The sequence below is a fragment of the Pseudomonas sp. GW823-FHT06B06 genome (genome assembly GCF_058795195.1).
The window spans coordinates 33,424-47,014 of record NZ_JBXAHO010000004.1 but is presented as its reverse complement, the minus strand read 5'-3'; the positions used below and the strand labels follow the sequence as shown (position 1 = coordinate 47,014).

The following is a 13,591-nucleotide window of genomic DNA, read 5'->3' as shown; positions in this document are numbered from 1 at the left end:
AATGCGGATGTTCGAGGAAGAAAACGCGCAGTGGGGGCTGGTACATGCCCTGGTGCTGGATGGTAAAGGCGGTGCGCGTTCGATAGCCCGGACAGAACTCGACGAATTGCAGCTGCAGGCTCATGAAAGCCTGTGGCTGCATTGGGATCGCAGTCACCCGCAAACCCAGACCTGGCTGCGCAAGTCCAGCGGCCTGAGTGAGTTCAGCTGCGATCTCTTGCTGGAAGAAAATACCCGCCCGCGTCTCCTGCAGCTTTCGGACAGCGAACTGCTGCTATTTTTGCGTGGCGTAAACCTTAATCCGGGCGCCGAGCCTGAAGACATGGTGTCGGTACGCATCTTCGGTTCTGCCCAGCGAGTCATCTCCCTGCGTCTGCGTCCGCTGCGTGCCACTGAAGATTTGCTGGTGCAACTGGAAGCAGGCAAGGGGCCGAAAACCGCCTCCGAACTCATTCTCTACATGGCTCAGTACCTCACCAACAAGGTGCAGGATCTGGTCAGTTGCCTGTCGGAAGTGGTCGATGAGGAAGAAGAAAAGCTGGATTCCGACGAGCGGTATACTCCTGAGCACGGTGCTGTTTTGCAGATCCGGCGCCGGGCTGCTGCGTTGAAGCGATTCCTCGCTCCGCAGCGGGACATTTTTGGTCAACTGACGCGCATCAAATTGCCCTGGTTCGTCGAGGACGATGGCGATTACTGGAACGAATTGAACAACAGCCTGACCCGCTATCTGGAGGAGCTGGAATTAACCAGAGAGCGCGTGGGGCTGGTCCTGGAGACTGAAGACCGGCGATTGAGCGTGCGCATGAACCGCACCATGTATCGCTTTGGCATCATCACCGGGATTTTTTTGCCGATGAGTTTTCTGACCGGTCTTTTGGGAATCAACGTCGGGGGCATTCCATTTTCAGAAAGCCCCTATGGCTTCCTCGTCGCCTGCCTGCTGATGATCTCGGTGGCGCTCGGGCAGTGGTGGTTATTCCGACGTTTGCGCTGGGTTTGAACGTGCGCCATGTGACCCGAGCAAATTTGACCGCGTCTTTCACAGACATCACGAGAGGTGCGTATGCACGATCCGTTTGAACAGTCTTTGCGCGACATGCTCAAGGCATCACCGTCCACCCGGGATGACGATGCATGCCTGGGGCGTGTCCTGAAAACCGCCAATCGCCAGGTTGGCGCAGGTGATTTGTTCAGCCTGCTGGGCCGCTGGTTGCCCGCCCTGATGATCGCCCTCAATAATGGCTCGGCCCATGTCGCGCCGGTCTCCCGTCTTCGTAAACCTACCGCTCGCACTGCTGATAAGGCTGATTGAATATGGAACTTGATCTCTGGACACAGAGCCTCGTCACTGCAATGACTGCGTTATGGACCAAGGTTGCGAACTTCATCCCGAACCTGTTCGGCGCACTGGTCGTGCTCCTGCTCGGTTTTGTCGTGGCCAAGCTGTTGGACACCTTGCTGTCCAAGTTGCTCGCCAAACTCGGTCTGGATCGCCTGATGGGTGGTACCGGCCTGACGAAATTGTTGTCCCGTGCCGGCCTTCAAGTACCTATCTCAACGCTGATCGGTAAAATCGTCTATTGGTTCGTTCTGCTGATTTTTTTGGTTTCTGCCGCAGAATCACTTGGACTTGAACGAGTTTCAGCTACGCTGGATATGCTTGCGCTATATTTGCCGAAGGTATTCGGTGCGGCGCTGGTGCTGTTGGTGGGTGTCTTGCTGGCGCAATTGGCCAATGGGCTGGTGCGCGGAGCGGCAGAAGGCGTAGGCCTGGACTACGCTTCGGGACTTGGGAGAATTGCCCAGGGCCTGGTGATCATCATCAGTATCTCGGTCGCGATCAGTCAGTTGGAGGTCAAGACTGACCTGCTTAACCACGTGATCGTGATCGTTTTGATTACCGTTGGTCTGGCGGTTGCACTGGCCATGGGGTTGGGAAGCCGGGAAATTGCCGGTCAGATTCTTGCGGGAATCTATGTGCGTGAGTTGTACCAGGTTGGGCAACAAGTGCGTGTTGGAGAGGTCGAAGGGCAGATCGAAGAGATCGGCACGGTTAAAACTACATTGCTGACGGATGAGGGTGAGCTAGTCTCTCTTTCCAATCGGATCCTCCTCGAGCAGCATGTGAGTAGCCGCTAACCCGGCAAACCCTGCTAATGTATGCCGCCGCGAAATGCCGCCTGATGCTGGCTGCGGCGGACATTGACCTGACTGTCGGCACGACTTGTTTTGAATAAAGCCCAATCGTTATCCATGCGCTACGACCCCCGCGAGCTCTCTGATGAGGAGTTGGTCGCGCGCTCGCATACCGAGCTGTTTCACGTGACGCGCGCATATGAAGAACTGATGCGGCGTTACCAACGAACATTATTTAATGTCTGTGCAAGGTATCTCGGGAACGATCGCGACGCTGACGATGTCTGTCAGGAAGTCATGTTGAAGGTGCTGTACGGCCTGAAGAACTTCGAGGGCAAATCGAAGTTCAAGACATGGCTATATAGCATCACGTACAACGAGTGCATTACGCAGTATCGGAAAGAAAGGCGAAAGCGTCGCTTGATGGACGCCTTGAGTCTTGACCCCCTCGAGGAAGCGTCCGAAGAAAAGGCGCCGAAACCCGAGGAAAAGGGTGGACTTGATCGCTGGTTAGTGTATGTGAACCCGATTGACCGAGAAATTCTGGTGCTACGATTTGTCGCAGAGCTGGAGTTTCAGGAGATCGCAGACATCATGCACATGGGCTTGAGCGCTACAAAAATGCGGTACAAACGCGCTCTAGATAAATTGCGTGAGAAATTTGCGGGCATTGCTGAAACTTAGTTCGGCGCAAATATCTCTTACGTGTAGGCAAGTTCTGATAGACTTGCCGCCGAGTTGTCCCCCGGTTTGCGGGACTGCTTCACAATCACCAGATGGGGATTTAACGGATGAAACTGAAAAACACCTTGGGCTTGGCCATTGGTTCTCTTATTGCCGCCACTTCGATCGGCGCTCTGGCACAGGGCCAAGGCGCAGTTGAAATCGAAGGCTTCGCCAAGAAAGAGTACTTTGACAGCACCCGTAACTTCAAAAACGACGGTAACCTGTTCGGTGGCTCTGTTGGTTACTTCCTGACCGACGACGTTGAGCTGCGTCTGGCTTACGACGAAGTTCACAACGTACGTTCCGACTCTGGCCAGAACATCAAGGGCGCGAACACCGCTCTGGACGCTCTGTACCACTTCAACAACCCAGGCGACATGCTGCGTCCTTACGTCTCGGCCGGTTTCTCCGACCAGAGCATCGACCAGAACGGTTCGAACGGTCGTGACCGTTCCACCTTCGCCAACGTTGGCGGCGGCGCCAAGCTGTACTTCACCGACAACTTCTACGCCCGTGCTGGCGTTGAAGCTCAATACAACATCGACCAGGGCAACACCGAGTGGGCTCCTAGCGTCGGTATCGGTGTGAACTTCGGTGGCGGCTCCAAGCCGGCTCCTGCTCCAGTTCCAGCACCAGAAGTCTGCTCCGACAGCGACAACGATGGCGTTTGCGACAACGTAGACAAGTGCCCGGACACCCCAGCCAACGTAACTGTTGACGCTGATGGCTGCCCAGCAGTTGCTGAAGTTGTTCGTGTAGAGCTGGACGTGAAATTCGACTTCGACAAGTCGGTAGTCAAGCCTAACAGCTACGGCGACATCAAGAACCTGGCTGACTTCATGAAGCAGTACCCATCCACCAGCACCACTGTTGAAGGTCACACTGACTCCGTCGGTCCTGACGCTTACAACCAGAAACTGTCCGAGCGTCGTGCAAACGCCGTTAAGCAAGTTCTGACCAACCAGTACGGTGTTGAATCGTCCCGCGTTCAGTCTGTTGGCTACGGCGAATCCCGCCCAGTTGCCGACAACGCTACTGAAGCTGGCCGTGCTGTAAACCGTCGCGTAGAAGCGCAGGTTGAAGCTCAAGCTAAGTAATTAGCCCACAGCTACGAGAAAAGCCCGGCTCATGCCGGGCTTTTCTTTGTCTGCGATTTGAGATTTGTGTGGTGACTTGAAAAGATCGCAGCCTGCGGCAGCTCCTACATTGGTACTGCGCAAATCCCTGTAGGAGCTGCCGCAGGCTGCGATCTTTTGATCTTCTCGCCAACCGCCACTGCACCGATGACCAATATCGCCGGGCTTTTCAGCTCAAAGACGTAGGCATCTTCCTCCATAGCCGTCAGATCGCTCCGACATTCTCGCTGTTGCGGTAATGAAGCGTTTTCGATCATCGCCACCGGCGTATCCTCCGCCATCCCCCCGGCCAACAACTGCTCGCGGATTTCGCTGAGCTTGGCCACCCCCATGTAGATCACCAGGGTCGTACCGCCTTGGGCCAGTGCCTGCCAATTCAGGCTGCTGCCGTCCTGGGTATGGGCGGTGACCAGTGTCACACCCCGCGCGACACCGCGCAGGGTCAGCGGAATATCGCACTGGGTGGCGCCTGCAAGCCCGGCCGTGATGCCATTGACCAGTTCGACCTCAACCCCGCGCTCGCGCAACCACTGGGCCTCTTCGCCTCCGCGCCCGAAAATGCACGGGTCACCCCCTTTAAGCCGCACCACGCATTTGCCCTGCCGGGCATAACGCAGCATCAGGCGATGGATGAACGCTTGTGGCGTGGAGCGGCAACCGCCGCGTTTGCCCACCGCCACGATCCGCGCTGCAGGGCAATGTTCGAGTATTGCGCCGTTGACCAGGTCATCGATCAGCACCACGTCGGCTTCTTTCAATGCGCGCACCGCCTTGAGGGTCAGCAATTCAGGATCACCGGGACCCGCACCCACCAGCCAGACTTTTGCGTTCATAGTGTTGTTCCTCACGAAATGACGATGATCGGTTTTAAGGGCAATGCAGGCTCAGCCATGGAACACCAGGAACAGCAACGCCAGGTTCGCCAGCAGCGACATCAGGGCCAATGTCCGCCACACCTTCAGCGGTTCGCGCTCCAGCAAAGGCCTGGGACGTACGCTTAAACTGCGTCGCTCCCCCTGTTCCAGCAGGCGCAACCATTCCTCGGCGGTTTCAAAGCGCTCAGCCGGGTCTGCGGCAACCGCACGTTCCAGACTTTGCGCCAGCCATTCGGGCAGGTCAGGGCGGTAGCGGCTGGCACTGACCGGAACGCCGAACCGGGGGCGCTGGAAGGCTTCGATTTCGCCGTAGGGAAAATGCCCGGTGAGCAGAAAGTACAAGGTCACCCCCACCGCATACAGGTCCTGCTGCGGCGTCGGTGACTCCCCGCGGAAGGCTTCCGGGGCGATATAGCTTGGAGTTCCAGGCAGTGTACTGGGCTGATCTTCAGACAGGCCGGGGCAGTAGGCGAGGCCGAAGTCCAGCAGGCGCAACTCGCCGTCGTCCCCTGACAGCAGGTTCTGCGGCTTGATGTCGCGATGCAGGATCTGCCGTCGATGGAGCATGCCGACCGCTCGCAGCAGGCGTTCAGCCACGTCCTGCCATTGGGCCAGGGGCATGGGTCCGATCTGTTCATGCACTTGAGCAAGGGTCGAGCCCGAATATTCGCGCATCACGTAGTACAGATGCTGACGCTGGCTGGCCGCATGCACTTCAGGAAAGTGCCGCCCGGCTACGCGCTTGAGGAACCATTCTTCGGACAGCAACGCTTGCCCGGCCTGATGATCGTCATGCAGGCGAGGGGTCAGGGTTTTCAGCAACCAGGGCTGCTGCTGGCTGTCGAATACCCGATAGAGCAACGACTGCTGGCTCTGGCTGAGAATCCCTTCAATCTGCCAGCCCTCGAAAACCTGGCCCGGTTTCAGCGCCGGGGGCAGTGGCCATTGCTGCAGATGGATCAATGCATCGCCGATATTGGATTCACCCAGGGCATCGACCCGCACCAGCAGTGCGCTGGCGTTATCCTGGCTGCCCGCCAGGTGTGCGGCGTTGACCAGGGTTTGCGCGGCGCTGTCCAGGTCCGGCTGGTCACGCAGGATCGCCGCAATGGCGGTGTCGCCCAAGGCCGCCCAGACACCGTCGCTGAGCAGCACAAAGCTTTCGTCGATACGCAGTTCGCCATCGAGAAAGTCCAGTACCAGGTGTTGATCCAGGCCCAGTGCACGCTTGAGTACATGCTGCATGCCCGGTTGGTCCCAGACGTGATCTTCGCTGACCCGCTGCAACTGCTCGGCGTGCCAGCGATACACCCGGCAATCGCCGACATGGGCCAAGGTAAAACGCCGACCGCGCAGGACCAGGGCGCTGACGGTGGTCAGCAGCGGCTGGCCTGCGCCGTTGGCTTGCAGCCAGCGGTTTTGCGCCAGCAGCAAGCGATCCAGCGCCTGGGCAACCCCCCAGGTTTCCGGCGTGGCGTAGTAGTCCAGCGCCAGGGCCTGCAATGTCGAGCGAGCCGCCAGGCCACCGTCGGCGCACTGGCTGACGCCATCGGCGATGGCGAACAGGTAGCCCTTGCTGGCTGCCAGCGCCGGGGCCGGCGTGACGAGGCGCAAGGCGTCCTGATTCTCATCGCGCGGGCCGATGGCGCTGGCTTGCGCAAAACTTAATTGCAGGCTCATGGCGGCGTCAAACCCGTGCAGCCGTCACGGCGGCCGAACCCCAAGTGGTCCTCCAGCGGCGTTTTACGCCGTGCAGGCCGAACCAGGCGAGCACCCCCAGGCTGGCGAACAACCACAATGCCATCTGGTAGCTGCCGGTGCTTTGCTTGATCGCACCCATGCCTGCCGCCAGGGCAAATCCACCGATGCCGCCGGCCATGCCGATCAGGCCGGTCATGACGCCGATCTCGCGACGGAAACGCTGGGGCACCAACTGGAACACCGCACCGTTGCCTGCACCCAAACCGAGCATGGTGCACACGAACAGGGCCAGCGCGGCATAGGAGCTGGGCAAGTTGAAACCGACGGCAGCGATACAGATGGCCGCCACGGTGTACATCGCGAGCAGGGTGCGAATGCCGCCGAAACGATCGGCCAAGGCGCCTCCCAGCGGGCGCATCAGGCTACCGCCGAACACACAGGCTGCCGTGTAGTAACCGGCGGTCACGGGGCTCAGGCCGTACTGGTCGTTGAAGTAACCGGGCAGGGCGCTGGCCAGGCCGATGAAGCCACCGAAGGTCACGCTGTAGAAAAACATGAACCACCAGCTGTCGCGGTCGCCCAGGGCCTTGAAGTAGTCAGTCATCGACTTGGCTTTCGGCCGCTCAGGCGCATTCTTGGCCAGCCAGGCGAAGACAATCAGCGTCAGGATTAGCGGGATCAGCGCAAAGCCGAACACATTGCTCCAGCCAAAGGCAGCCGCCAGAACCGGTGCAATCAGCGCCGCGAGTACGGTGCCGGAGTTTCCGGCCCCGGCGATGCCCATGGCCTTGCCCTGGTGCTGTGGCGGATACCATTGCGATGCCAAGGGCAGGGCCACGGCGAAGGAGGCGCCGGCCATGCCGAGGAACAGCCCCAGCAGCAAGGCTTGCTCGTAGGTATGGATGCCGAGTTTCCAGGCGCCGAACAATGCGCAAATGACGATCACCTGGCCGATCAGGCCGGCAGTCTTGGGTGACAGGCGATCAGCCAGCATCCCCATTACGAAGCGCAGTACCGCCCCGGCCAGAATCGGCGTGGCCACCACCAGTCCGCGTTGTTGTGTGGTCAGGTGCAGGTCGCCAGCGATCTGAACGGCCAGCGGGCCGAGCAGGTACCACACCATGAAACTCAGGTCGAAATAGAGGAAGGCTGCGAACAGTGTCGGGGTATGGCCGGATTTCCAGAAGCTTGAATTCATCGCGCACCTCAGATGATAGGAGTCTCGAACGGGAGCCAAAACAAAAAAAACGCCGCCACCTGATTCGCCATGGGGCAAATGAGGTGAGCGACGTCTTTGTCGTAGGTGGGGCAACCGCCGTTGGTTACCTGTAGGGATTACTTAGCCAGATCTGTGCCAACAGTTGGGACCGAGTTGCGGCCATTCGCGAGCAGGCTCGCTCCCACAGGGGGAATGCATTTCAAATGTGGGAGCGAGTCTGCTCGCGAAGAGGCCTTCAACGGCACCAGAAAAACTCAGCCAAGCAACTCACTCATGGCAATGATCTGCTCCGCCACCTGGATCAGCTTCTGCTGGCGGCTCATCGCCTGGCGACGCATCAGGGTGTAGGCCTCTTCTTCGTTGCAGTCCTTCATCTTCATCAGCAGCCCCTTGGCCAGCTCGATGCGCTTGCGCTCGGCCAGTTGCTGGTCACGGGCGTGCAGTTGGGCGCGCAGGGCCTGGTCGCTTTCGAAACGCGCCATGGCCACGTCGAGAATCGGTTGCAGGCGCTGTGCGTGAATGCCTTCGACAATGTAGGCACTGACCCCGGACTTGATCGCCTGGCGCATCACATCGGGGTCGTGTTCGTCGGTAAACATCACAATCGGCCGTGGCTGGTCGCGGCTGACCAGCACCACTTGCTCCATGACATCGCGGCTCGGTGACTCGGTATCGATCAGGATCACGTCCGGGCGCACCGTTTCGACGCGTTCGGGCAAGTCGATGGTCAGCCCGGATTCGTCGATAACCTCGAAACCGGCCTCGGTCAGGGCGGCTTTCAAGCGGCCGACTTTTTTCGCGGTGTCGTTGATCAGCAGGATACGCAACATGTCTGCAGTCTCCTGTCAGCGGCTGGCGAGTAGAGGCAAGCTGTCGCTCATGGCGTGCAGCTTGAAGCTGCGGGCATAACTGGCCGGGTCCGAACCGTCCCAGACCCTGCCGTCGATCAATTGGCTGCTGCGCATCTCATTGCCTGGGATGGCAACACCGACGGCGCTGGCAGCCTCTCGGTATAAGTCTAGTTGTTGAACCTGACGGGCCACGGCGAGGTAATCGGGGTCGTCGCGCAACAGCCCCCAGCGACGAAACTGGGTCATGAACCACATGCCATCGGACAGGTAGGGCAGGTTGACCGCCCCCTGCCCATGGAAACGCAGGGCGTGCGGGTCTTGCCATTCGTTGCCCAGGCCGTCGGCATAGTCGCCCAGCAGCCGTGGTTCGATACACGACAACGGCGCATCGAGGTACTGCGCAGCGCTGAGCAATTGCGCGGTACTGCGGCGATTTTCGACACTGTCGTCGATGAAGCGGCTGGCTTCGAGGATCGCCATCACCAAAGCTCGGGCGGTGTTGGGGTATTGCTCGACGAAAGCGCGCGTACAGCCGAGGATTTTTTCCGGGTGATCGGGCCAGATGGCCTGGGAGGTCGCCAGGGTAATACCGAGGTTTTGCTTCACCGCGCTGTCAGCCCAGGGCTCGCCAACGCAGAAGCCGTCGATACGCCCGGCTTGCAGGTGCGCCACCATTTGCGGCGGCGGCACCACGACGCTGTCGACGTCGTGCAGCGGATGAATGCCCTGGCTTGCCAGCCAGTAGTACAACCACATGGCATGGGTGCCGGTGGGAAAGGTCTGGGCGAAGGTCAGTTTTGGGCGAGTTTGGTGCACGTGACGGTCCAGTGCTTCAGGACTGGTCACGCCGACGGCCTGCAAGCCATGGGAGAGGTTGATGCTCTGGCCGTTCTGGTTCAGGCCCATGAGCACCGCCATGTCGGTGGGGGCCACGCCGCCGATGCCCAGGTGCACGGCGTAGATAAGGCCGTAGAGGCTGTGGGCGGCGTCGAGTTCGCCGCTCACCAGTTTGTCCCGCAGGTTGGCCCAGGACGACTGGCGCTTGAGGTTCAAGGTCAGTCCGTAGGGCTGGGCGAAGCTTTGGGTGGCAGCGACCACCACCGAAGCGCAGTCGCTCAGGGCCATGAAGCCTAGGTTGATTTCGGTCTTTTCCGGGGCATCGCTGCCATTGACCCAGGCCAAGGGGCCGATTGAGGGTTCGTTCATCGATTTCGCACCTTCCAAAAAAAACGTCGTCCCGGACCCCGTATGAGCAGGGGCGGCTGACGACGCCGTTGTCCTGGCACGCATTCCGCCGTTGGCCTGCGTGCTGATGCGTGAACCGGTGCAAGGCATATGCCAGCCCGGATTTCATCACATTTACATCAGGATTCGACACGCCCCACCCAGCATCCTGCCGACCTACATCGTCAGGACGCAAAGGAGGTTGGCGTGCCCATCGAATCACTACACGCCACACGTGCCTCTAATACCCGCTCCTGTGAGCGGCTGTTGCATCTGCGTGTCAACCAAATCGCCGTTTGTCTGGCCCCGGCGCAGTGCGTCTCGACCTGCTGCCTACCGATGGGCTGGGAAGGGCTGATTGCAGTCACCAGCGGATTTGAGGTCAACGGCAGTGTGTCGATCCTGCCAACTGGCCTGGCACCGCTGGTGAAATTGCAGGTGTTCATCGATCTGGGCCATGCGCCGATCACTGCGCGAGATCGTCAGGCACCTTGGGCGGCATTGCCAGTGCCTTTTTCCCAGGTTCAGTCGGAGCAGGCACTAGAGCGCTGGTACCTCGAACAGGCGATGGCTGGCGGAACGGCCTATCAGGCCTTTGCCAGTGTGTTGCGCCAGACTGAGAGTTACGGGCTTGTGCGCTTTCTGCTGGAACAGGGTACCCACAGTGAAAAACTCACGACTCTGGCGCATCGCTATGGGGTGTCGGTATCGCATTTTCGTCGATTGTGCTGGCAGGCGCTCGGTACGGCGCCCAAGCCCGCATTGCGCGGTTGGCGGACGGCCCAGGCGCTGTTGAACATGAGTCTGCAGGACTGTTCCCTGACAGATCTGGCGTTGGAGTTCGGTTTCTCCTCTTCTTCGCATTTCTCCAAGGAAATTCGCGAGCTGGTGGGCTTCACACCCAGCAGCCTGGCGGACATTACCTACCTTCCAAGTAAGTGAAACGATGAATCGCGCAGTTCAAACCTTGTATGTTTTGCCCTTCTGGCTGGCTGCCATACTGATGCTGGTGCCGTATACGGTGCGGGCCAATGCCGACGAATACGTGGCTCGCGAACAGAGTGTGCGCACGTTTTTTTCGGAGTTGTCCGGGCCGTTGGGCAAGCCGGTGATCATCAGCAAGGCTGCCTCGGCCAAGCGGATCTCCGGCAGTTTTGACCTGCGCTCACCGCAACGGACCTTCGAGCGGGTCAGCGCACAGATGGCGTTGATCTGGTACAGCGATGGCCAGGCGATCTACCTGTATGACGCCGCGGAAGTGAAAAGCTCGATGATGTCGCTGCAGACCCTGACCGTGGCCAGGCTTCAGGCGTTTCTCGAACGGTCCGGGCTGCTCGATGGCCGTTATCCGTTGCGCCATGACGGCCTGCGTACGTTCCATGTGTCGGGGCCGCCGATGTATGTCGATCTGGTGGTGCAAGCGGCCGGTCTGATGGATAACCAACGCTCGGAGCTGTTGCTGGGCAGACAGCAGATTGGCGTTATCCAGGTGCACAACACCTTTGTCAGCGACCGTAAATACGAGCTGCGCGATGACAAGGTGACCATCCCCGGGCTGGCAACCGTGATCGAGGATTTGTTGCGCGGGGAGAAGCGCGAGGTCGAGCCGGCCGTGGCGCAAGCCGGGGCACAGCGAGTGCAGGGGGCGATGCCAGCGTTTCCCCTGGAAGGCCTGGCGACCACATCCCCTGATCAGGACCCGGCTGCGCCGCGAATCATTGCCCGGGAGATGGCCGCCGGAAACATTCGCGTGGTGGCCTATCCGGACACCAACAGCCTGCTGGTCAAGGGTTTGCCGGAGCAGGTGCGCTTTATCGAGAATCTCGTGAGTGCACTGGATACGCCGAAACGACATGTGGAGTTGTCGTTATGGATCATCGATTTGCATAAGGACGAACTCAACCAGTTGGGCATCAATTGGCAAGGCACGGTGAATTCGGGCGGGAAATTTTCCGCATCGCTCAATGCTGGCTCGGCGACCACCCTCGATGGGGCATCATTCGTCGCCCAGGTCATGGCGTTGGAGCGCACCAACCGGGCGAATGTGGTCTCGCGGCCGGTCATCCTGACCCAAGAAAACGTGCCGGCGATCTTTGACAACAACCGCACGTTTTATGCGCCACTGGTGGGGGAGCGCACTGTCGATCTGCAGCACGTGACCTATGGCACGCTGGTCAGCGTATTGCCCCGTTTCGCCCGGGCGGACGAGGTCGAAATGTCGCTCAATATCGAAGACGGCAACCAAATCGAAAACCCTGGTGAGGGAGAGCGTCCGAGCACACTGCCGATGGTCGGCCGTACGCGTATCAGCACGGTGGCGCGAGTGCCCCAGGGCAAGAGCCTGTTGGTCGGCGGTTTCACCCGCGAGGACAACAGCGAGCAAATCGGACGGATACCGGTGTTGGGTTCGATTCCGTGGATCGGCCGATTGTTCAGCTATCGGCAGAGCCGCTCGGCCAATACGGTGCGGGTGTTCCTGATTCAGCCCAGGGAAATTCTCGACGCCCTTGAACCCACCACGGTGGAGCCGGATGCGCGACTGCTGAGCCCGCAGCAGCATGAACGGGTGCGTCGATCCTTTTTCCGGAGCTCAGAAAAATGATCCTGCCACCGATTTCTTCCGGTGGGCGAGCGGCCCAGGCACGCTTGAATGCCGAGAAGGCTGCCCAGCATCCGCAACCGCAGGTCGATGCAGAGGTTGATCTTGACGACGGCATAACGGTCGACGTGGCCCGGCGCTTTGTGCAGATCAGCGATGAAATGTCTGCAGCCTTGGCCCAGTTCCGTGGCCGGCGGCAGTTCGAGCTCAAGTCCGACGCGATGACCGACTCCTTCGAAAGAGTCCTGGAGGACGATACCGTGCCCAAGGCGCGGCAGGTACTGAGCCTGGCGCGGCTATCGGACAAGTCCGACAGCTGGTTGCTGCAGATGGTACGCAACCTGTTTCCCGACGATAGCGACCTGGCATTGGTGCTGCGCGAATTGCTGCGCCGGAAAAAACTCGAGACACGGACTCGTCAGCGGCTTGAAATGTTATTGCAGACGGTGGTTGCCCAAGGCTCCCCCAAGCGCATGAGTGCCGGGATCAATACCGCCCTCAAAGCCAGAATGTTCGGTGCGAGCATGACGGTGCGTGCAGGCCTGTTGCGCGAGACCTACCGGGATTTTATTGAGTTCGACTGCGGACCGGTCAGTTGTTATCAGGACTGGATCGCCCTCTACGGTCCGTCGCAACGCCACGCTGTGCTGGCCTTCATTGAAGCGGCATTACTCACCGACATCGGCGCCCAGGATCCCAGTTGTGCACACGTGGAGTTCGGTCAACTGCTGGCCCGGGTGAACGACCTCAAACGCCTGCGTTCAGCAGATGAACTGTTTATCCGCGGCCTGCTCGGTGATGCACTCATCTGCCGGCACAACCCCGATGAACCCGACTGGCTGGTGTTCCTGATCGGTGTGCTGACCTACCCCGATGATCTCGACCAGTTGTTGCTCGGCGTCTTGGGCGAGCGCCTGCTGTTGAGTGCGCACCATGAGCGTTCGACGGTGCTGCAGAAGGTGCGTCGGCTCAGCCTGCAATTACCGACGCCGCTGTTTGCCGATGAACAGGCACCGCTGCGTCTGGCAGAACAGTTTATGCGCCTGGCTGACATCGCCTATGCCCTCGAATGTATTGAGCAGCGTCGTCCCGGCGGCACCTCATGACTTTTTCCCGGAACT

At 59.7% G+C, this 13,591-nt stretch carries 13 protein-coding genes; 8 read left to right on the top strand and 5 right to left on the bottom strand.

Features of this window, described 5'->3' with window-relative positions; all coding sequences use genetic code 11:
- Positions 1-7 precede the first annotated feature (7 nt).
- From AC1Q8Q_RS04620 to AC1Q8Q_RS04600, 5 genes are all read left to right on the top strand, one after another.
- Positions 8-1,003, top strand: a complete 996-nt coding sequence (locus tag AC1Q8Q_RS04620) for a zinc transporter ZntB (RefSeq protein ID WP_020801097.1) — start codon at positions 8-10, stop codon at positions 1,001-1,003.
- A gap of 63 nt (positions 1,004-1,066) precedes the next feature.
- Positions 1,067-1,315 (top strand): hypothetical protein, encoded by a 249-nt coding sequence (locus AC1Q8Q_RS04615; protein ID WP_020801096.1) that lies wholly within the window; start codon positions 1,067-1,069, stop codon positions 1,313-1,315.
- Positions 1,316-1,317: 2 nt separating this feature from the next.
- Entirely contained in the window at positions 1,318-2,142 is an 825-nt protein-coding gene (locus AC1Q8Q_RS04610; RefSeq protein WP_008048604.1) for a mechanosensitive ion channel family protein, read from the top strand.
- A 90-nt stretch (positions 2,143-2,232) separates the two neighbouring features.
- Complete coding sequence (gene sigX / locus AC1Q8Q_RS04605; RefSeq protein ID WP_075949123.1) at positions 2,233-2,823, top strand: RNA polymerase sigma factor SigX; 591 nt, start codon at positions 2,233-2,235, stop codon at positions 2,821-2,823.
- Between the two features lie 107 nt (positions 2,824-2,930).
- Positions 2,931-3,962, top strand: a complete 1,032-nt coding sequence (locus AC1Q8Q_RS04600; RefSeq protein WP_020801095.1) for an OmpA family protein — start codon at positions 2,931-2,933, stop codon at positions 3,960-3,962.
- A gap of 104 nt (positions 3,963-4,066) precedes the next feature.
- Here the strand turns inward: AC1Q8Q_RS04600 and cobA are convergent, their stop codons facing one another.
- The 5 genes from cobA to AC1Q8Q_RS04575 all read right to left on the bottom strand — a co-directional run bounded on the left by cobA (position 4,067) and on the right by AC1Q8Q_RS04575 (position 9,853).
- Positions 4,067-4,834, bottom strand: a complete 768-nt coding sequence (cobA, locus tag AC1Q8Q_RS04595; protein WP_151142973.1) for a uroporphyrinogen-III C-methyltransferase — start codon at positions 4,832-4,834, stop codon at positions 4,067-4,069.
- A 51-nt stretch (positions 4,835-4,885) separates the two neighbouring features.
- The gene (locus AC1Q8Q_RS04590; protein ID WP_168758733.1) at positions 4,886-6,556 is read right to left on the bottom strand and encodes a bifunctional protein-serine/threonine kinase/phosphatase; all 1,671 of its coding nucleotides are present in this window, start codon (positions 6,554-6,556) and stop codon (positions 4,886-4,888) included.
- 7 nt (positions 6,557-6,563) lie between these two features.
- The gene (locus AC1Q8Q_RS04585) at positions 6,564-7,775 is read right to left on the bottom strand and encodes a nitrate/nitrite transporter (protein ID WP_020801092.1); all 1,212 of its coding nucleotides are present in this window, start codon (positions 7,773-7,775) and stop codon (positions 6,564-6,566) included.
- Between the two features lie 275 nt (positions 7,776-8,050).
- A complete protein-coding gene (locus AC1Q8Q_RS04580; protein ID WP_008056396.1) occupies positions 8,051-8,626 on the bottom strand; it encodes an ANTAR domain-containing response regulator in 576 nt (191 codons plus the stop codon).
- Between the two features lie 15 nt (positions 8,627-8,641).
- Complete coding sequence (locus AC1Q8Q_RS04575; RefSeq protein ID WP_492614860.1) at positions 8,642-9,853, bottom strand: CmpA/NrtA family ABC transporter substrate-binding protein; 1,212 nt, start codon at positions 9,851-9,853, stop codon at positions 8,642-8,644.
- Between the two features lie 225 nt (positions 9,854-10,078).
- Here AC1Q8Q_RS04575 and AC1Q8Q_RS04570 point away from each other — a divergent pair, with 225 nt between their 5' ends.
- Genes AC1Q8Q_RS04570 through sctW form a run of 3 tightly spaced genes read left to right on the top strand, consistent with a single transcriptional unit; the run spans position 10,079 to position 13,576 of the window.
- Positions 10,079-10,813 (top strand): helix-turn-helix domain-containing protein, encoded by a 735-nt coding sequence (locus tag AC1Q8Q_RS04570; RefSeq protein ID WP_033045170.1) that lies wholly within the window; start codon positions 10,079-10,081, stop codon positions 10,811-10,813.
- Between the two features lie 4 nt (positions 10,814-10,817).
- The gene (gene sctC / locus AC1Q8Q_RS04565; RefSeq protein WP_492614859.1) at positions 10,818-12,473 is read left to right on the top strand and encodes a type III secretion system outer membrane ring subunit SctC; all 1,656 of its coding nucleotides are present in this window, start codon (positions 10,818-10,820) and stop codon (positions 12,471-12,473) included.
- Positions 12,470-13,576 carry a type III secretion system gatekeeper subunit SctW gene (gene sctW / locus AC1Q8Q_RS04560; RefSeq protein WP_020795883.1) on the top strand — a complete coding sequence of 369 codons (1,107 nt, stop codon included), beginning with the start codon at positions 12,470-12,472 and terminating at the stop codon, positions 13,574-13,576. The genes sctC and sctW overlap by 4 nt, the downstream gene beginning before the upstream one ends.
- Positions 13,577-13,591 lie beyond the last annotated feature (15 nt).